Origin of the sequence: Kitasatospora sp. NPDC088160 (assembly GCF_044741445.1) — a bacterium.
In the GTDB taxonomy this organism is placed as follows: Bacteria; Actinomycetota; Actinomycetes; order Streptomycetales; family Streptomycetaceae; genus Kitasatospora.
Genome location: NZ_JBIUSS010000011.1, coordinates 71,613 through 89,334 on the forward strand (window position 1 = coordinate 71,613; position 17,722 = coordinate 89,334).

The following is a 17,722-nucleotide window of genomic DNA, read 5'->3' on the forward strand; positions in this document are numbered from 1 at the left end:
GTCGTTCCCGTACGCGAGAGGGGCCCGGATCCAGTCGGATCCGGGCCCCTCTTCGTCGTGCTCGCTCTTCTCCTCGTCGCGCTCGTTCTTCGACGGGCGCTGCTACGCGCCGCCGGTGTGCACGCTGAACGCCGAGCGGCGGGCCGCCCGTGCCACGCCCGGATCCGGGTGCACGCCCGAGACCGCCGTCAGCACCGAGGCCGCCCGCGGGTGCCCCGACTGCCGGGCCCGGGCGAACAACCGCACCGGATCGCCAGCCGCGGCGCCCTCGACGTGGCCCACCAGCAGCTCCGTCTCGCCGTGGTCCAGCACCGCCGCAGCCGTGTCCACCCACAGCCAGGCCGCGTCCTCCGCCCCCAGCACGTCCGCCGGCGAAACGCCCTCGTCCGAGCGTTCCGCCAGCCACAACAGCGCGTACGGGCGCAGCACCGGCTCGTCCACCGATGCCCGCACCGCCTGCTCGGCCGGGCCGCCGGCCACCCGCAGCGCCTCGAAGGCCAGGCCGCGCACCAGCGCGTCGTCCCCCTGCGCCGCGTCCAGCAGCTCCGCCACCGCCCGATCGGCCGGACGGGCCGCCACCCAGGCGCGGAACTCGGCCCGCGCCGGGCCCGGCGAGTAGTCCGCGCAGGCGTTCAGCAGCTCGAAGGCGCTCTGCTCGATGTGCCCGGCCGCGGTCTGCGCGACCGTGCAGATCTCCTCCAGCTTCGCCCGCACCGCCCAGTGGCCCAGCGGCGACAGCTCGGCGGCCTCGTCCCTGCGGACCACGGCCCCGACGGCCGCCAGGCCGTCCAGCATCCAGTCCAGGACCGCGGCCACGTCCGCCGGCGACGGCGGGGTGTCGATCTGCGGCTCCCGGCACGTGCCGCGGACCGCCGAGACCGCCGAGGCGGCGTGCGGCACGGGCGACAGGCCCGAACCGTCCGTGCCGCCCACCCGGCGCTCGTCCAGCCCCCGGCGCAGCAGCTCCAGCAGTTCGCCGTCCGACACCGGACCGGCCACCAGGTGCAGGAACGACAGCAGCTGCGGCGCCTGGTCCACCGCCTGGCCGGCCAGCACCGCGAACACGCCCCGCAGGGCGGCGGGCGGCACCGGGGCGAGCAGCGTCCAGGCGTCGAACAGTGCCGACCAGCCGCGGACGACCGCCTCGTCGTCGTGCTCCCAGGCGTGCAGGCGCCAACCCGGGACCGCACCGCCGTCCCTGGCCTCCACCAGGCCGACCAGCAGCGCCTGCCCCCACGCCTTGGCGGCGGCGCCGACCGTCATGGCCAGCGCCCGACCCGCCGCACGGGCGTCATCGGGCAGCAGCTCGCCCCGCTTGTCGACCTCTTCCAGGTCCCCCGCCCAGCGGGCGATCCGGACGGCGTCCACCAGCATCCGGCGGGCCAGCGGCGCCAGCTCGGCCGGCGCGGGGAAGCCCTCCGGTACGGGAACCCTCCCCCGACCGGGCGCCGCAGCGGGCCCTCGTCGGCGGGGTACCCCGGCCCCGCCCGGCTTGCCGGCGGCGGGCCGGTGGGCCGTACCGGGGAGACGGGTCACCGTCGCACCAGTACCGATCGTCGGAGGGAGCGGGGCATCACGGTCGCGCGGATTCCGAGACGTCACGTCGAGCAGTCTTCCCCTTGTACCGGCCTTCTGTCACATCCGGTTGGCTGTACGGACGGGCGGCCGTCGACGGCACCTCCCCAAGATCGGGCAACAATCGGGCAACAGAGGCAAACCGCCTGGCCGGAAACAGGTGGCGGGGTCATGCCATCACGGCTCAACCCTTGCGGCGACGGTCGCGCTACCCGCCCGACCGGTCACACTCCGTGGCCGACAGGTGAGGTCCGGGTTCCGTACGGAGGCCCCGCGGGTGTGACTTCTCACGCGGGGGGGGCTGGGTTCAGAGAAGGGGGGTGAGCCAGCGGCGGAGGAGTTCGGTGTAGTGGGTGGGGGCGGAGTTCCAGAGGGTGGCGTGGTCGGCGCCCGGGAAAGGGCGGAGGCTGACCACACCGGGGCGGGCGGCGGCGAGGCGCTCGGCGGCGCGGAAGGGGGCGACCTGGTCGTCGGGGCTGTGCAGGAGGAGGGTGGGGACGCGCAGGTCGGCGCCCTCGGCGATGCGGCCGAAGTCGGCGAGGTCGACGCCGGTGCGGCCCTCGGCGGCGAGGGCGCCGAGCTCGGCGGCGGCGCCGGTGTAGCCGGCCCGGGCGGCGCCGCGGCGGGCGGTGGCGGGCAGGTCGAGGACCGGCGAGTCCAGGACGAGGCCGCTGATGGCATGGGCCCAGGCGGAGCGGGAGGCCGTCTGGAGGGCCATGGTGGCGCCGAGGGACCAGCCGTACAGGATGACCCGGCCGGCGCCGCTGTCGAGGGCGAGCCGTACCGCCGACTCGACGTCGCGCCACTCGGTCTCGCCGAAGTGGCCGAGCCCGTCCGGCGAGGCCGGGGCGCCCTGGTCGCCGCGGTAGGTGACGGCGAGGGCGGGCAGGGCGAGGCGGTCGAGGACGGGGAGGACCGGGAGGGTCTGCTGCCGGTCGGCGCCGGGGCCGTGGACGAGGATCACCCAGGTGCCGCGTTTGCCGTCGAGGCGCCAGGCGGGGAGGGCGCCGAGTTCGCCGTCGGCGGCGGTGTCGGTGAAGGGGAGGCCGAGCGCCTCGGTGGGGTCGCCGAGGTGGACGCGGGGGGTGAAGCGGACCTCGGTGCCGGGGGTGAGGGTGCCCCGGTCCGCGCGGACGAGGCGGCGGGTGACGCCGTTCTCGTCGCTGTGCAGGACCTCCTCGACGACGGCGTGGCCGTGGTCGTCCCATTCCACGGCCCAGCGGCCGGGGCGCAGGCTCTCGGGGCGGCGGTTGAAGGTGATCCGGCCCGCGGCGAGGCTCCGCACCAGGACGGGGCCGGACTCCCGGGCGGCGCTCGCCGGGTGGACCAGCCGTTCGGAGGCCCGGCGGCCGATCACCAGGACGGCGGCCCCGGCGGCCCCGGCGCCGACGACGGCGGCCGCCACGACGGCCGCGGTTCCCCAACGCATATCGCTCCCCGCTCTGCTGGTCTTGGACCGGACGGTGTCCGGGCGGTGTCCGGGCACCAGTTCACCGGGGGGCCGCGCGGGCGGCCACCGGGCTGGGCCGTCCGGGGCACGGCGGGGCCTCGGGCTGGGCGGGCGTCAGGCAGGGCGGGGCGGGCGGATCGGAGGTGGCGACGGGGCTCCGAGGTGTGACCAACCCCTCCGTGACCTCGGTTGACTCCCGGTTCGGCCGCGTGATGGGATCCTGGGGCCAAACGGAGGCATGCAGAGGAAGCCGGTGCGAGTCCGGCGCGGTCCCGCCACTGTCACCGGGGAGCACGCTCGGAACATTGCCACGGCGGACCGTCAGAAGCCGCTGGAAGGCCCGGGGGTGTGTCCGACCCGGAAGCCAGGAGACTCTCGCCCCCGGTACGTCGATCCAGGGCGCGGACCCTGAGTGAGGACACGCACGCGATGCAGGCTGCCCCGCCCCGCCGGACCCCACGCGGCCTTCCGCCGAACCCGCCGTGCGCCCGCTGACCCGCGCCGCCGCGTTCGCGCTCGGCGCCGCCGCGGGCTTCGCCGCGGACGCCCGCTTCGCCGACCCCCGGCGCGGCCACCCGGTGGCCGTCTTCGGCGGTGCGGCGACCCGGCTGGAGCGGCGGGTGTGGCAGGACGACCGGGTGGCCGGCGCCGGGTACACGGCGCTGTGCGTCGGCGCGGTCGCGGCCGGCGCGGTGGCCCTGGACCGTACGGTGGGCCGGCGTCCGCTGGGCCGGGCCGCGCTGGCGGCCGCCGCGACCTGGACGGTGCTGGGCGGCACCTCGCTGACCCGGGAAGCGCGCACCATCGGCCGGTCGCTGGCCACGGGCGACCTGGCGGCCGCGCGGGAGCGGCTGCCGCACCTGTGCGGGCGGGACCCGAGCGCGCTGGACGGGCCTCAGATCGCCCGCGCGGTGGTCGAGTCGGTGGCCGAGAACACGGCGGACGCCGTGGTGAACGCGCTGGTCTGGGGCACGCTGGCGGGCACCCCGGGGCTGCTGGCGTTCCGCGCGGTGAACACGCTGGACGCGATGGTCGGCCACCGCTCGCCGCGGTACGCCCGGTTCGGCTGGGCCTCGGCCCGGCTGGACGACGTGGCGGGCTGGCCGGGCGCCCGGCTGACGGCTCTGCTCACGGTGGCCGCCGCGCCGCAGCCGAAAACGGCCTGGCGGGTCTGGCGGCGGGACGGTTCGGCGCACCCGAGCCCGAACGCGGGCCAGGCGGAGGCGGCCTTCGCGGGCGCGGTGGGCGTCCGGCTGGGCGGGACCCTCCAGTACGGGGAGCGGGTGGAGCACCGGCCGGTGCTGGGCGCGGAGTTGCGGCCGGTGACGGCGGACGACATCGAGCGGGCCTGCGTGCTCTCCCGGCGGGTGGGCGCGCTGGCCCTGGGTACGACGGTCGCGGGGCACGTCGCGCTGCGCTTGCTGACGACACGGTGGAGGGGAAGGGCATGAGCAACGCACTGCTGGTCGCGGGGACGACCTCGGACGCGGGCAAGAGTGTGGTGACCGCGGGCATCTGCCGCTGGCTGGCCCGGCAGGGGGTGCGGGTCGCGCCGTTCAAGGCGCAGAACATGTCGCTGAACTCCTTCGTCACCGCCGACGGCGCCGAGATCGGCCGGGCGCAGGCGATGCAGGCGCAGGCGGCCAGGGTGGAGCCGGAGGCGGCGATGAACCCGGTGCTGCTGAAGCCGGGGGCGGACGGCCGCAGCCAGGTGGTGCTGCTGGGCCGGCCGGTCGCCGAGGTGGGCGCGCTGGACTACCGCGAACGCAAGCCCGTCCTGCTGGAACGGTCGCTGGAGTGCCTGGCGGATCTGCGCCGCCGCTACGAGGTGGTGGTCTGCGAGGGCGCCGGTTCGCCCGCCGAGATCAACCTGCGGGACCGGGACATCGCCAACATGGGCCTGGCGACGGCCGCCGGGCTGCCGGTGGTGGTGGTCGGGGACATCGACCGCGGCGGCGTCTTCGCGGCGATGTACGGGACGCTGGCACTGCTGTCGGCGGAGGACCAGCGGCACGTGGCGGGCTGGTTCGTCAACAAGTTCCGCGGCGACGCGCGACTGCTGGCGCCCGGCCTGGAGATGCTGCACGGGCTGACCGGCCGTCCGGTGCTGGGCACCCTGCCGATGCTGCCGGGCCTGTGGCTGGACGCCGAGGACTCGCTGGACCTGTCCACGGTGGTGGACCGGGTGGACGGCCGCGGCCCGCTCGGGGCGGACGTGCTGCGGGTGGCCGTGGTGCGCTTCCCCCGGCTGTCGAACTTCACCGACCTGGACGCGCTGGCGCAGGAGCCCGGTGTGCTGGTGCGCTGGGTGACCCGGCCGGAGGAACTGGCCGACGCCGACCTGGTGGTGCTGCCCGGCACCCGGGCCACCGTGGCCGACCTGGCCTGGCTGCGCGAACGCGGCCTGGAGCCGGCGCTGAAGGCGCGGGCGGCGGCCGGGCTGCCGGTCCTCGGGGTGTGCGGCGGCTACCAGATGCTGGCGCGCGGGATCGAGGACGAGGTGGAGTCCGGGGCCGGCTCGGTCGAGGGCCTGGGCCTGCTGCCGACACACGTGCGGTTCGGCGCCGAGAAGGTGCTGGCGCGGCCGGCCGGCACGGCGTACGGGCAGCGGGTCGAGGGGTACGAGATCCACCACGGAGTGGTGGCCGTGGAGGGGGGCGAGCCGTTCTTCTCCGATGACGACGGGCACGGCCTGGACGGCTGCCGGGTCGGCCCGGTGTGGGGCACCACCTGGCACGGCGCGCTGGAGAACGACGGCTTCCGCCGTGAACTCCTGCGCGAGGTCGCCGCGTTGGCGGGCCGGGCGTTCGTGCCGGCGCCGGACACCTCGTTCGCCGAGGCGCGCGAGGCCCGGCTGGACCGGCTGGGCGACCTGATCGAGGAACACGCGGACACCGACGCGCTGTGGAAGCTGATCGAGGGCGGGGTGCCGGCGGCCGGATCGCTGCCGTTCCTGGCGCCCGGGGCACCTGGGGAGTATGCATGAGTGACGTCCGCTATCCGTTCACCGCGATCGTCGGCATGCCCGACCTGCGGCTCGGACTGCTGCTCAACGCGGTCTCGCCGGCCGTGGGCGGCGTGCTGGTGCGCGGCGAGAAGGGCACCGCGAAGTCGACCATGGTGCGCGCGCTGGCCGGCCTGTTGCCGACCCTCGCGGCCGTCGACGGCTGCCGGTTCGCCTGCGACCCGGCCGCTCCGGACCCGCAGTGCCCGGACGGGCCGCACGACCGCCCTTCGGCGTCCGAACGCCCAGCCCAGCTGGTCGAGTTGCCGGTCGGCGTGGCCGAGGACCGGATCGTCGGCTCGCTCGACCTGGAACGGGCGCTCGCCGAGGGCGTCAAGGCGTACGAGCCGGGGCTGCTCGCCAAGGCGCACCGCGGCGTGCTCTACATCGACGAGGTGAACCTGCTCCAGGACCACGTCGTGGACCTGCTGCTGGACGCCGCCGCGATGGGCCGCTCGTACGTCGAGCGCGAGGGCGTGTCGGTGCGGCACGCCGCCCGCTTCCTGCTGGTCGGCACGATGAACCCGGAGGAGGGCGAGCTCCGGCCGCAGCTGCTCGACCGGTTCGGCCTGACCGTCGAGATCGCCGCCACCCGGGACCCGGCCGAGCGCGCCGAGGTGGTCCGCCGCCGGCTCGGCTACGACGCCGACCCGGCCGGCTTCGCCGCGCGGTTCGCCGCGGACGAGCAGGCGCTCGCCGAACGCATCACCGCCGCGCGGGAGTTGCTGCCCAAGGTGGAGCTGACGGATGTGGCACTGCGTCAGATCACCGCCGTGTGCGCCGCGTTCGAGGTGGACGGGCTGCGCGCCGACATCGTGATGGCCCGCACCGCCGTCGCGCTCGCCGCCTGGGGCGGGCGGACCGAGGTGCTGGAGGAGGACGTCCGCAAGGCCGCCCAGCTGGCGCTGCCGCACCGGCGCCGCCGCAACCCCTTCGACGCGCCGGGGCTGGACGAGGAACAGCTCGACCGGACGCTGGAGGAGCACGCGCAGCCGCAGGAGCCCTCGGAGTCGTCGGAGCCATCGGAGCCCGAGGAGTCGTCGGAGCCCGAGGAGCCCGGGGGCTCAGGAGAGGCTGAGGGCGACGGCGAGGGCGACGGCCCCGAGGACGACGGTCCGGGCCCGGACGGCGGCCCCGGCGGCGGCCCGGACGGCGGCGGGGCCCCCGAGCCCGCCTCTGGTCCGGAGGCATCGGCCGCCGAGCCGGACGAGCCGCTCCAGCAGCCCGTGCCGGCCCAACACCCCGCCCCTGCACGGGAGTCGGCGCCGGTCGCGGCCGGCGACCCGTACCGGACCAAGCTGTTCACCGTGCAGGGCACCGGCCACGGCGCCCAGGGCCGCCGCTCCCCCGCCGAGACCACCGGCGGGCACACCGTGCGCGCCCGGCGCCCCCAGGGTGCGCTCAGCCGGCTGCACCTGACCGCCACCCTGCAGGCCGCCGCACCGCACCAGGCGGCACGCGGGCGGGCCGGCCGGGCGCTGGTGCTGCGCAAGGACGACTTCCGCGAACAGGTCCGCCAGGGACGGGAGTCCAACCTGGTGCTGTTCGTCGTCGACGCCTCCGGCTCGATGGCCGCCCGGCAGCGGATGACCGCCGTCAAGGGCGCCGTGCTGTCCCTGCTGATGGACGCCTACCAGCGGCGCGACAAGATCGGCATGATCACCTTCCGGGGCGCGGACGCCGAACTGGCGCTGCCGCCGACGTCGTCCGTGGAGGTCGGCGCGGCCCGGCTGGAGTCGCTGCCCACCGGCGGTCGCACCCCGCTGGCCGCCGGCCTGCTGCGCGCGCACGAGGTGCTGCGGGTGGAGCGGCTGCGCGACCCGAGCCGCCGCCCGCTGCTGGTCGTGGTGACCGACGGCCGGGCCACCGGCGGGCGGGACGCGCTCGCCCGGTCGCAGCGCGCGGCCGGGCTGTTCGCCGCGCAGGGCACCGCCAGCGTGGTGCTGGACTGCGAGTCCGGCCCCGTCCGACTCGGCCTCGCCCGCACCCTGGCCGGGCTGCTCGGCGGCACCGCCGTCAGCCTGGACGAGCTGCGCCCCGAGGGCGTCGCCTCGCTCGTCCGCGAGAACCGGCAGGACAGCCGGCGCGAGAACCGTGCCACCACCATGCGAAAGGCGGCCTGAGCCGACATGCCCAAGGGTGTCCCCGAGAGCGTCCCCGACGATGGCCTGACGACCCGTCAGCGCCGCACGCAGCCGATCACCGCCGTGCACACCGGCCCCGGCAAGGGCAAGTCCACGGCCGCGTTCGGCATGGCGCTGCGGGCCTGGAACCAGGGCTGGCCCGTCGGGGTGTTCCAGTTCGTGAAGTCCGCCAAGTGGAAGGTCGGCGAGGAGAACGCGCTGCGCATGCTCGGCGCCTCCGGCGAGGGCGGGACGGTCGACTGGCACAAGATGGGCTCCGGCTGGTCGTGGATCCAGCGCTCCAGCGAGATGGAGATGGACAGCGAGGCGGCCGCCAAGGAGGGCTGGGAGCAGGTCAAGCGCGACCTGGCGGCCGAGACCTACCGCTTCTACGTGCTGGACGAGTTCACCTACCCGATGCACTGGGGCTGGGTCGACCCGGAGGAGGTCGTGTCGGTGCTCAAGGACCGCCCGGGCAGCCAGCACGTCGTCGTCACCGGCCGGTACGCACCCGAGCCGCTGACCGAATTCGCCGACCTGGTCACCGAGATGACCAAGGTCAAGCACCCCATGGACGCCGGCCGCAAGGGCCAGCGCGGTATCGAGTGGTAGACCGTTGAGCACTGCCGGCAGGCCGTTGGCCGCCATCCCCCGCCTCGTCATCGCCGCGCCCTCCTCGGGCGCCGGCAAGACCACCGTCGCCACCGGTCTGATCGCGGCGCTCACCGCGCGCGGGCTGGCGGTGTCCCCGCACAAGGTCGGCCCCGACTACATCGACCCGGGCTACCACGCGCTCGCCGCCGGGCGCCCGGGCCGCAACCTGGACGCCTTCCTGTGCGGCCCGGAGCGGATCGCCCCGCTCTTCCTGCACGGCGCGGCGGGGGCGGACGTCGCGGTGGTCGAGGGGGTCATGGGCCTGTTCGACGGGGCCTCCGGGCGGGGGGAGCTGGCCTCCACCGCGCACGTCGCCAAGCTGCTGCGGGCGCCCGTGGTCCTGGTGGTGGACGGCTCCTCGCAGTCCCGGTCGGTGGCCGCGCTGGTGCACGGCTTCGCCTCCTGGGACCCGGAGGTGCGCCTCGCCGGGGTGATCCTCAACCGGGTCGCCTCCGACCGGCACGAGCACCTCCTGCGCGAGGCCCTGGAGGAGGGCTCGGGCGTGCCCGTGCTGGGCGCGCTGCGCCGCTCCACGGCGGTCGCCACGCCGTCCCGCCACCTCGGGCTGATCCCGGCCGTGGAGCGCTCGGCGGAGGCCCTGCGCGCCGTCGCCGACATGGGTGAACTCGTCGCCGCCTCGGTCGACTTGGACGCCCTGCTCGAACTCGCCCGGACGGCACCGGAGTTGACCGCCGAACCGTGGAACCCGTCGGCCGAGGTCGACCCGGTGGCCGGCACACCGCGGATCGCGGTGGCGGGCGGCGCCGCGTTCTCCTTCTCGTACGCCGAGAACGCCGAACTCCTCACCGCCGCAGGCGCCGAGGTCGTCCCCTTCGACCCGCTGCACGCCTCGGCGCTGCCCGACGGCACGGCCGGCCTGGTGATCGGCGGCGGCTTCCCCGAACTGTACGTCCGGGAGCTGAGCGGCAACACGGCGCTGCGCGGGGCCATCGCGGCGTTCGCCGCCGGCGGCGGCCCGATCGCCGCCGAATGCGCCGGACTCCTCTACCTGGGGCGCGAGTTGGACGGCCTGCCGATGTGCGGCGTGCTGGACACCGGCGCCCGGATGACCGAACGGCTCACCCTCGGCTACCGGGAGGCCGTCGCCCTGCACGACTCCCCGCTCGCCCGGACCGGCACCCGGGTGCGCGGCCACGAGTTCCACCGGACGGTCTGCGAACCGGGCGCGGGCGAACACCCCGCCTGGGGCTGGCGCCTGCCCACCGGCCCCCGCACCGAGGGGTTCGCGGGCAGCCACGTCCACGCCTCCTACCTGCACCTGCACTGGGCCGGAGCCCCGTCCCTGGCCACCTCCTTCACCTCCGCCGCAGCCACCTACCAGGCGACCCCCGGGAACCCCGCGTCACCGTGACCCCCCTCGGGCCCTGCCCGTCTCAGGACGGGCCGTTGCCGAAGGTGCCGGTCAGGGGGTCGGGGCGGTCGGGGCGGTCGGCGCGGTGGCAGGTGGCGCAGCGGAGGCGGGTGTAGATCGCCACCGGGCCCATGAAGACGTCCTCGCGGCCGTCCGCCGGGGAGGCGGAGGCGGCCGGCCCGCCGCAGTCCAGGCAGGCGCGGCGAGGGCGGGCGGCGATGGAGCAGGAGCGGCAGACCAGGTGGGTCGGGTGCTCGGCGTGGACGACCACGGGCTGGGGGCCGCCGTTGAGCAGGTGGACGCACCACGTGCAGGACTCGTCCGCCTGCGCCGCCAGCATCCGGGCCCTGGTCTCCTGCTGCCACCTGGCGGCCTTCTGCACCGGGACCGTCACCGGCGACCCCCACCCGGCGGCACTGAGCCACTGGGCGCCCTCCGCCCCTGCCGCCCGCAGCTGGTCGTCGACGGCGATGTCCCTGGGGGTCTTGTCCTTCATGGGCTCCTCCTCCGGTGCGGTTCCCGCCGGGTTAACGCCACCGGGGAGGCCACGGACACGCGAACTGCCCGACCACTACGGCCGCCTGCCGCTGCTGACGCCGCCCGCGCACGTCCGGACCGACCGTCACCGCGGGGCCGCCCCGGCCCCCCAACGTACGCCGAAGCGCCGGACCGCGCGGCGGTTCAGGCGCAGACGCCGGGGGCGCGCTCAGCCGGTGGCGCGGATGTAGATGTCGGCGGCGCCGGGGGCGGCGCCGGGGATGGTGGCGACGTAGATGCGGCGGGTGGTCTGGGGGTGGCTGGGGGGCGGGGTGGGGGTGAGGGAGGGAGTGGGGGTGGGCGTCGGGGTGAGCGTTGGGGTCGGGGTCAGGGGGAGGGTGACGGAGGGGGTGGGCTCGGGGGTTTCGTCGTCGAGGTCCGGGGTGGGGTCGGCGTCGGCGTCCGGTTCGGCGTCGGGGTCGGCGGCCTGGAGGCCAGGGGGTGCCGCGGGCGCCGGGGGCGCCGGGTCCGCGGTGGTGGCGTCGGGGGTGGGGGTGGGCTCAGGGTCCGGGAGGAGTTCGGGGGCCTCGGCCGGGCCGTCGCCGCCGAGGGCGGCGGTGAGGTCGGCCGGGAGGGGTGCGGTGGGGCCGGGGGCCGGGAGGTCGTAGGCGCGGAGGAAGTCGCCGAGGCCGACGTCCTTGCCCGCGACGCGGTAGTGCAGGTAGGCGATGGGGGCGCCGTCGGGGGTGTGGGTGTAGACGGCGCCGACGGGGACGTAGGAGCGGCCGACACCGGGGTGCTGGGAGGGGTGGAGGCCGGCGAGGAGTTCGGCGCGGTCGCGGTCGGTCTCGCGGCCGACGCGGCCGGCGGTGAGCGAGTTGACGCCGCGCACCACGAGGGCGGCCGCGACGGACACGCAGAGGACCAGTCCGACGGCGACGGTGCGCCGCAGGACGGGTCGGCCGTGCAGGGCCGGCCAGGAGTCGGTGACCGCGCGCTCGGGCGGGATGCCGTCCACGATTGTCGTTCCCCCGTTCGATCAGGACGTCATTGTGCTCGACGAGGGACCGTAGCCGAGAGTTCCTCAGCCCAGGTAGGCGGGGGCGACCGCGGCCTGGGTGACCCGCCGGGGGGCGCCGCCGCCGTCGGCGGGGACGGTCCACAGGTCGGCGCCGTAGTCGCCGGGCAGAGCGTAGAGGAGGGTACCGGTGTCCGACCAGACGGCCTGGTCGTCGATGTTGCGCTGTTCGGCGGTGGCCGTCTCGGTCATGGTGGCGAGGTCGAGGACGTACAGGCGCCAGGGGGCGTCGGGGGACAGGCCGGGGACGCGCTTCTTGTACACGATGCGGGTGCCGTCCGGGGAGAGCGAGGGGCACTCGACGTTCTCGTGCAGGGTGGTGAGGGTGTGGGCGGCGAGGTCGCCGCGGACGAGGTGGGTGTGGCCGCCGGTGGCGAGGGTCGCGTAGAAGGTGTTGTCGTCGGCGAAGGTCACGCCCCAGATGTTGATGTCGTGGGCCTGGTAGGGGTGGCCGTCCTTGATCACGTCGAAGGTCTCCAGGTTGTCCCGGAGGTTCCAGTCGCGGACGTCGACGATGGAGGTGCGGGTGGAGAAGTCGGTGCCCGCGTAGGAGTCGCCGCTGACGAAGACCGTCCAGGCGGCGAGGTGCCCGGACGGGGAGACTCGGGAGCGGGTGGGGATGCCGGCCGCCGGGTAGGAGCGCCGTTCGCGCAGGTGGTCGTCGAGGACGACGGCGCGGTAGGTGTCCTCCAGGGCGCCGTGCTGGGCCTGGAGGCAGATGCCGGTGCCGGCGGCGGCGTAGAAGCGCAGGCACTGGACGCCGGAGGCGGTGCGCGGACCGTCCGGGCGGTCGGCGGGGACGGCGGTGAGTTCGTCGCGGTGCGGGCCCCAGGCCATGTTGCGGAAGACCAGCTTCCGCCCCTCGGAGGGCTTCTGCAGGGTGACGGCGCCCTCGGTGACGGCGGGGCCGCCGGGCTGGGCCTGGTCGCGCCGGGCGGTGCGGTCGGCGGCGTGGAGGACGGCCCCGGTGCCGACGGCGCCGAGCAGCAGGACGGCGACCAGGAGGATGATCACCCTGGTCCGGTTCTGGAGTCGGTTCACGGGCTCTCCTCGACGGTGGTGGTGGCGGGTTCACGCAGGACGGCGGCCGCGCCGAGCACGCAGAGCGCGAGCGCCCCCGCCGACCAGCCCAGCGCGCCGGTGCCGCCGACCGCGCTCCACAGCGCGCCGAACAGCAGCGAGCAGGCGAACCGGGCGAGCGCCTGCCCGGTGCCGACCAGGGCCAGCCCGGCGCCGCGCTGCCCGGCCGGGACGGCGTCGGCCGCGGCGGCGGCGAGCACGCCGTCGGTGGCCGCGTAGAAGGCGCCGTGCAGCACGAGGACGCAGACGGCCACCGCCGGGCCGCCGGCCGGCGAGAGCAGCAGCCCGTACGCGAGCAGCAGCAGCACGTGCCCGCCGAGGAAGAGCCGGCGGCGGCCGATCCGGTCGGCGAGGGCGCCGAGCGGGACGGCGAGCAGCAGGAAGGCGGCGGCGGTGCCGAGCGGCAGCAGCGGGAACAGGTCGACGGAGAGGCCGAGCCGGCGCTGGACGAGGAGGTAGAGGAAGGAGTCGCTGACGGTGGTGAGTCCGAGCAGGACGGCGCAGAGCGTGAGCCGTCGCAGCCCGGGCAGCCGCAGCAGGGTGAGGCTGTCGCGTAGCGCGGGAGCAGTAGTTGACGGTTCGTCAGTAGACGGCCGGTTCGGCACGAACAGCAGCAGGACCAGCACGCCGAGGGCGGCGACGCACGCGCTGACCGTGAACACCGCGTTGTAGCCGTGCCGCTCTCCCCCGTCGGCGAGCATCGGCCCGCCCGCCAGGCGCAGCACGAGGAAGGCGGTGAGCGGGCCGAGCAGGGCCCCGGCGGTGTCCATCGCCCGGTGCACGCCGAACGCCCGTCCGCGGTGGGCGGGTTCGGTGGAGAGCGAGATCATCGCGTCCCGGGGCGCGGTGCGCAGGCCCTTGCCGGTGCGGTCGACGGCGATCACGGCGCCGATCAGCGGCACGGTGTGGACGAGCAGCAGCAGCGGTTTGCAGAGCGCGGACAGGCCGTAGCCGACGGCCGCGACGGCCTTGTGGCGGGCGGCGCCGTCACGGCCGCGGCGGTCGGCGAGGTGGCCCCCGGCGAGGCGCACGAGTGCGCTGAACCCGTTCTGGATGCCGTCCAGCAGCCCGAACCCGAGCGGGGAGAGGCCGAGGCCGGTGAGCAGGTAGAGCGGCAGGACGGCGGTGACCATCTCGGAGGAGATGTCGGTGACCAGGCTGACGGCGCCGAGGGCGAGCACCGTCCCGGGTACGGCGCGCAGGGCGGCGCCCCGCCGCCCCGGCGGCTCCGTTGCGGAGGCCGGGGCGGCGGGGGCCTTGGAGCTGCGGGAGTCCGCGACGTACACGGGCGTCAGTTCCAGATGCCGGTGATGTCGGTGGCGTTGGCGGCGTTGCCCGCGTGGGTGGTCAGCCCGGCGAGGTCCTCCAGGGTGCGCAGCACGTTGTAGTGGTTGTAGGTGGTGCCGGTGCTGCTGCCGGGGGTGACGTGGGCGCCGTAGACGACGGTCGGGATGCGGTTGCCGGCGAGGCGGTTGTCCTCGTCGAAGGTGACCACGAGCAGGCTGTTGTGGCTCTTGGCCCAGTCCGCGTAGGCGGCGAGGTTGGTCTGCAGCCAGGCGTCACCGGTGCCGACGGAACAGTCGTGCATGTCGTTGCACAGGTCCGGGATGACGAAGGAGACCTTGGGCAGGGTGGTGTAGTCGGTCGGGAAGGCGTCCATGCCGTAGGCGCTGGAGGCGGGCACGTTGCCGAAGCCGAACCACGGGTTGTGCTTCTGCGCGTAGTTGTCGACGCGGCAGTCGGTGGCGCCCTGGGCGGGCAGGCCCTCGTTGTAGCTGGCCCAGGTCCGGCCGGCGGCGAGCAGTTCGGAGCCCAGGTTGGGCTGCTGGAGGGCGCCGACGTCGACGCAGCTGTCGTCGGTGACGCCCTGCGCGCTGCCGGAGAACAGCATGTAGTAGTTGGGCTGGCTGGGGTGGGTGAGCGCGAAGGACTGGGTGAGCGCGGCACCGCCGGCGACCAGCGTGTTGTTGATGTACGGCGCGCTGGAGCTGCTGCCGATGACCTGCGAGTAGGCGTGGTTCTCCATCATCACGACGATCACGTGGTCGGGCGAGGGCAGCCCGCCCGTGGTGTCGGCGGCCGCGCTGCCGCCGGCGGCCCACAGGCCGAGCGAGCCGCCGACGAGGCCGAGCCCGGCGGCGAGGGCGGTGAGGGGCCGGCGGAGCGGGCGGCGGAGCGGGCGGCGGGAGGGGCGGCGGGGGGACGTGGTTCCGGGGGTGCGGAGTCGTGCGAAGGCCATCGGGTCCTCCGTGCGTCGGGGCTGCCTGGTTGGAGCGCCGAGAACAGTAGGATCGCGCCGTGTCGTGTACCGCACAAGACAAGTGAAGAACAGACGAACAGCTGCCGCCCGTCGGCGGTCCACGTCACAACCGCCCCGATTGACCCGTTCCGACCGGGCGTGGTGGGATCACGGGGGCCCTTGTGGCGGGATCGCGGATGCTCGTGCGCGGGGATCGCGGGGCTTTGGGTGAAGGAGCGGGACGTGATCGGACTGGTCGCCCTCAACGGGACGGGCCGCCTGCTGGCCGACGAGATCCACGCCGCCTGGCCCGAGACCACCCGCATCCACACCGCGGTGGTCAGCGCCTGCTTCGGTCCGACCGAGGCCCTGGACTACGCCCTCGGCCGGGACGACCTGGTGGTCTGCCTCGCGCCGGTCGCGGCCACCGTGCGGCTGTTGATCGACGGCTCGCACCTGCGCCCCGGCGGGCCCGGCCTGGTCAGCCTGGACCTGAACCTGCGCTACGCCGTCCCGCTGACCGGGCGCGACAGCGGCGCCGACGAGCTGGCCGAGGAACTCGCCGCCCTGCTCGGTGTCCGGGCCGTCCTGGCCAGCGGCCCTCCCCCGGCCACCGCCCCGCCCTTCGCGCATCTGGCCGGGCACGCGTCGACGTCCACCCGCGGGCCGCGCGGCTCGGCGGCCGCGCAGGCGCTCGCCGAGGGCCGACCGGTCCGGCTGGAGAGCGACCTGGCGTACCCGCTGCCCGCCCTGCCGTCCTCCGCCCGTCCCGACGCGCCCGCCGACGCCCCCGTCCTGCGGGTCACCGACCGCACCCACCCCGAGGAGGACGTGCTCCTCGTGCACCCGCGCACCCTGGTCGTCGGGGTCGGCGCGGGCGGCGGCGCCACGGACTCCGAGCTGATGCGACTGATCACGGACACCCTGGCCGAACACGGCCTGGCCCGCGCCTCGATCGCCCGGCTGGCGACGGTGGCCGGCAAGGCGGACCACCCGGAGGTGCGCTGGGCCGCGTTCTGCCTCGGCGGGGTGCCGGTGGACGAGCACCCGGCGGCGGCCCTGGCCGCGGTGGCGGTGCCGAACCCGTCCGACCTGGTCGGCGCCGCCGTCGGCACCGCGAGCGTCGCCGAGGCGGCCGCCCTGGCGAGCGCCCCGGGCGGCGAACTCGTCGCCACCAAACGGAAGTCCGCCGCGGCGACGGTCGCGATCGCCCGGGCGGCGGTCCGCGGACGCCTCGCCGTCGTCGGGCTCGGGCCCGGCGCGCACGACCTGCTGGTGCCGCGCGCGCTGGCGGAACTGCGGCGCGCGTCGGCGGTCGTGGGCGCGTCGGGCGCGGTCGAGGCGGTCGCCGAGCTGCTGCGGCCCGGGACCAGGCGGATCGCGACGGACGACGGCGCCGGGGCGGCCGTCGGGGCGGCCGTCGACCTGGCCGCCGACGCGGCCGTTGACCTGGCTGTTGACCTGGCCGCGCACGGGCACGCCGTCGCACTGGTCGCCCTCGGCGACGGCGCGGCACTGAGCGTGCCGCCGGGCCCGTACGACGTCCACCGCGTCCCGGGGCTGCCCCTTCATCCGCTCGCCCCCGATGTGCCCGCCCACCCGCAAGGAGACCCCGCGTGACCGCCCCCGAACCCGACCTGCGCCACCACGGCGACGCCGAGGTGCGCGCCGACGGGTCCGGCCTGGTCGACCTCGCCGTCAACGTCCGCACCGGCACACCCCCGGCCTGGCTGCGCGACCGGCTCGCGGCCACCCTCGGCGACCTCGCCGCCTACCCCGACCAGGGCGCCGCCCGCGCCGCGGTGGCCGCCCGGCACCGGCGGCCGGCCGACGAGGTGCTGCTCACCTCGGGGGCGGCGGAGGCCTTCGTCCTGCTGGCCCGCGTCCTGATGTCACGTCACATCGTCGTCGTGCACCCGCAGTTCACCGAACCAGAGGCGGCTCTGCGGGACGCCGGACACCAGGTGCACCGGGTGCTGCTGTCCCCCGAGGACGGGTTCCGGCTGGGGGCCGTCCCGGAGGAGGCCGACCTGGTCGTCCTCGGCAACCCCACCAACCCGACCTCCGTCCTGCACCCCGCCGACGCCGTCGCCGCACTCGCCCGCCCCGGACGCACCCTGGTGGTCGACGAGGCGTTCATGGACACCGTGCCCGGCGAACGCGAGTCCCTCGCCCCGGTCCGGGACCTGCCCGGCCAGGTTGTCGTCCTGCGCAGCCTCACCAAGACCTGGGGCCTGGCCGGACTGCGGATCGGTTACGTCCTCGGGCCCGCGCCACTGATCGCCGCACTCGGCGCCGCCCAGCCGCTCTGGCCGGTCTCCACCCCCGCGCTGGCCGCCGCCGAGGCGTGCAGCGGCCCGGCCGCGCTGGCCGAGGCGGAGGCAGCCGCCGCCGAACTGGCCTTGTGGCGGACGTACTTGCTGAAGGGCTTGGCCGCCTTCCCGACTCTTCGGGTGTACGGCGAGCCGGCCGCGTCCTTCGTCCTGGTACGGCTGCCGGAGGCGGCGGCCGTCCGGGAGCGGCTGCGCGGGCGCGGCTTCGCCGTCCGGCGCGGGGACACCTTCCCGGGGCTGGGCGAGGAGTGGCTGCGGATCGCCGTCCGGGACGAGGCCACCACCGACCGCTTCCTGGGCGCCCTCACCGCCGTCCTCGGCCCAGCCTGACCCCCGC

At 75.9% G+C, this 17,722-nt stretch carries 14 protein-coding genes and 1 riboswitch; of the genes, 7 read left to right on the top strand and 7 right to left on the bottom strand.

The features are described from left to right. Nucleotides 1-102 precede the first annotated feature (102 nt). Entirely contained in the window at nucleotides 103-1,536 is a 1,434-nt protein-coding gene (locus ACIOGZ_RS18625) for a hypothetical protein (protein ID WP_363580581.1), read from the bottom strand. Between the two features lie 346 nt (nucleotides 1,537-1,882). Continuing rightward, nucleotides 1,883-3,004 carry an alpha/beta hydrolase family protein gene (locus ACIOGZ_RS18630; RefSeq protein WP_400986478.1) on the bottom strand — a complete coding sequence of 374 codons (1,122 nt, stop codon included), beginning with the start codon at nucleotides 3,002-3,004 and terminating at the stop codon, nucleotides 1,883-1,885. A 263-nt stretch (nucleotides 3,005-3,267) separates the two neighbouring features. Next, a riboswitch (cobalamin riboswitch) is annotated at nucleotides 3,268-3,400 on the top strand. Between the two features lie 107 nt (nucleotides 3,401-3,507). On the opposite strand from ACIOGZ_RS18630, the gene ACIOGZ_RS18635 reads away from it, so the two are divergent. The 5 genes from ACIOGZ_RS18635 to ACIOGZ_RS18655 are packed head-to-tail and all read left to right on the top strand — an operon-like array spanning nucleotide 3,508 to nucleotide 10,178. After that, complete coding sequence (locus ACIOGZ_RS18635; RefSeq protein WP_363580577.1) at nucleotides 3,508-4,476, top strand: cobalamin biosynthesis protein; 969 nt, start codon at nucleotides 3,508-3,510, stop codon at nucleotides 4,474-4,476. Continuing rightward, on the top strand, nucleotides 4,473-6,011 hold the full coding sequence (locus ACIOGZ_RS18640) for a cobyric acid synthase (RefSeq protein ID WP_363580575.1): 1,539 nt from the start codon (nucleotides 4,473-4,475) through the stop codon (nucleotides 6,009-6,011). Before ACIOGZ_RS18635 ends, ACIOGZ_RS18640 begins: the two co-directional genes overlap by 4 nt. Continuing rightward, nucleotides 6,008-8,152, top strand: a complete 2,145-nt coding sequence (locus ACIOGZ_RS18645) for a putative cobaltochelatase (RefSeq protein WP_400986480.1) — start codon at nucleotides 6,008-6,010, stop codon at nucleotides 8,150-8,152. Before ACIOGZ_RS18640 ends, ACIOGZ_RS18645 begins: the two co-directional genes overlap by 4 nt. A gap of 6 nt (nucleotides 8,153-8,158) precedes the next feature. Then, on the top strand, nucleotides 8,159-8,764 hold the full coding sequence (cobO, locus tag ACIOGZ_RS18650) for a cob(I)yrinic acid a,c-diamide adenosyltransferase (protein WP_400986481.1): 606 nt from the start codon (nucleotides 8,159-8,161) through the stop codon (nucleotides 8,762-8,764). A 4-nt stretch (nucleotides 8,765-8,768) separates the two neighbouring features. After that, nucleotides 8,769-10,178, top strand: a complete 1,410-nt coding sequence (locus ACIOGZ_RS18655; protein ID WP_400986482.1) for a cobyrinate a,c-diamide synthase — start codon at nucleotides 8,769-8,771, stop codon at nucleotides 10,176-10,178. Nucleotides 10,179-10,200: 22 nt separating this feature from the next. Here ACIOGZ_RS18655 and ACIOGZ_RS18660 read toward each other — a convergent pair whose 3' ends face one another. From ACIOGZ_RS18660 to ACIOGZ_RS18680, 5 genes are all read right to left on the bottom strand, one after another. Further along, entirely contained in the window at nucleotides 10,201-10,674 is a 474-nt protein-coding gene (locus ACIOGZ_RS18660) for a hypothetical protein (RefSeq protein ID WP_400986484.1), read from the bottom strand. A 210-nt stretch (nucleotides 10,675-10,884) separates the two neighbouring features. Further along, nucleotides 10,885-11,673 carry a hypothetical protein gene (locus ACIOGZ_RS18665; protein ID WP_400986485.1) on the bottom strand — a complete coding sequence of 263 codons (789 nt, stop codon included), beginning with the start codon at nucleotides 11,671-11,673 and terminating at the stop codon, nucleotides 10,885-10,887. 66 nt (nucleotides 11,674-11,739) lie between these two features. After that, nucleotides 11,740-12,774, bottom strand: coding sequence for a TolB family protein (locus ACIOGZ_RS18670; protein ID WP_400986487.1), 1,035 nt, complete (start codon nucleotides 12,772-12,774; stop codon nucleotides 11,740-11,742). Then, nucleotides 12,771-14,099, bottom strand: coding sequence for an MFS transporter (locus ACIOGZ_RS18675; RefSeq protein ID WP_400986488.1), 1,329 nt, complete (start codon nucleotides 14,097-14,099; stop codon nucleotides 12,771-12,773). Before ACIOGZ_RS18675 ends, ACIOGZ_RS18670 begins: the two co-directional genes overlap by 4 nt. A gap of 5 nt (nucleotides 14,100-14,104) precedes the next feature. Then, nucleotides 14,105-15,052 (bottom strand): alkaline phosphatase family protein, encoded by a 948-nt coding sequence (locus tag ACIOGZ_RS18680; protein WP_400807528.1) that lies wholly within the window; start codon nucleotides 15,050-15,052, stop codon nucleotides 14,105-14,107. A 243-nt stretch (nucleotides 15,053-15,295) separates the two neighbouring features. Here ACIOGZ_RS18680 and ACIOGZ_RS18685 point away from each other — a divergent pair, with 243 nt between their 5' ends. Both ACIOGZ_RS18685 and cobC read left to right on the top strand, forming a co-directional pair. Continuing rightward, nucleotides 15,296-16,672 (top strand): cobalamin biosynthesis protein, encoded by a 1,377-nt coding sequence (locus ACIOGZ_RS18685; RefSeq protein ID WP_400986490.1) that lies wholly within the window; start codon nucleotides 15,296-15,298, stop codon nucleotides 16,670-16,672. Next, complete coding sequence (gene cobC / locus ACIOGZ_RS18690) at nucleotides 16,669-17,715, top strand: Rv2231c family pyridoxal phosphate-dependent protein CobC (RefSeq protein ID WP_400986492.1); 1,047 nt, start codon at nucleotides 16,669-16,671, stop codon at nucleotides 17,713-17,715. Before ACIOGZ_RS18685 ends, cobC begins: the two co-directional genes overlap by 4 nt. The last annotated feature ends 7 nt before the right edge of the window (nucleotides 17,716-17,722 follow it).

Excerpts from the sequence above, each read along its gene's own strand:
- ACIOGZ_RS18640 (WP_363580575.1), top strand. The coding sequence starts at position 4,473 with ATGAGCAACGCACTGCTGGTCGCGGGGACGACCTCGGACGCGGGCAAG.
- ACIOGZ_RS18645 (WP_400986480.1), top strand. The coding sequence starts at position 6,008 with ATGAGTGACGTCCGCTATCCGTTCACCGCGATCGTCGGCATGCCCGAC.
- cobO (WP_400986481.1), top strand. The coding sequence starts at position 8,159 with ATGCCCAAGGGTGTCCCCGAGAGCGTCCCCGACGATGGCCTGACGACC.
- ACIOGZ_RS18630 (WP_400986478.1), bottom strand. The coding sequence starts at position 3,004 with ATGCGTTGGGGAACCGCGGCCGTCGTGGCGGCCGCCGTCGTCGGCGCC.
- ACIOGZ_RS18680 (WP_400807528.1), bottom strand. The coding sequence starts at position 15,052 with ATGGCCTTCGCACGACTCCGCACCCCCGGAACCACGTCCCCCCGCCGC.
- ACIOGZ_RS18660 (WP_400986484.1), bottom strand. The coding sequence starts at position 10,674 with ATGAAGGACAAGACCCCCAGGGACATCGCCGTCGACGACCAGCTGCGG.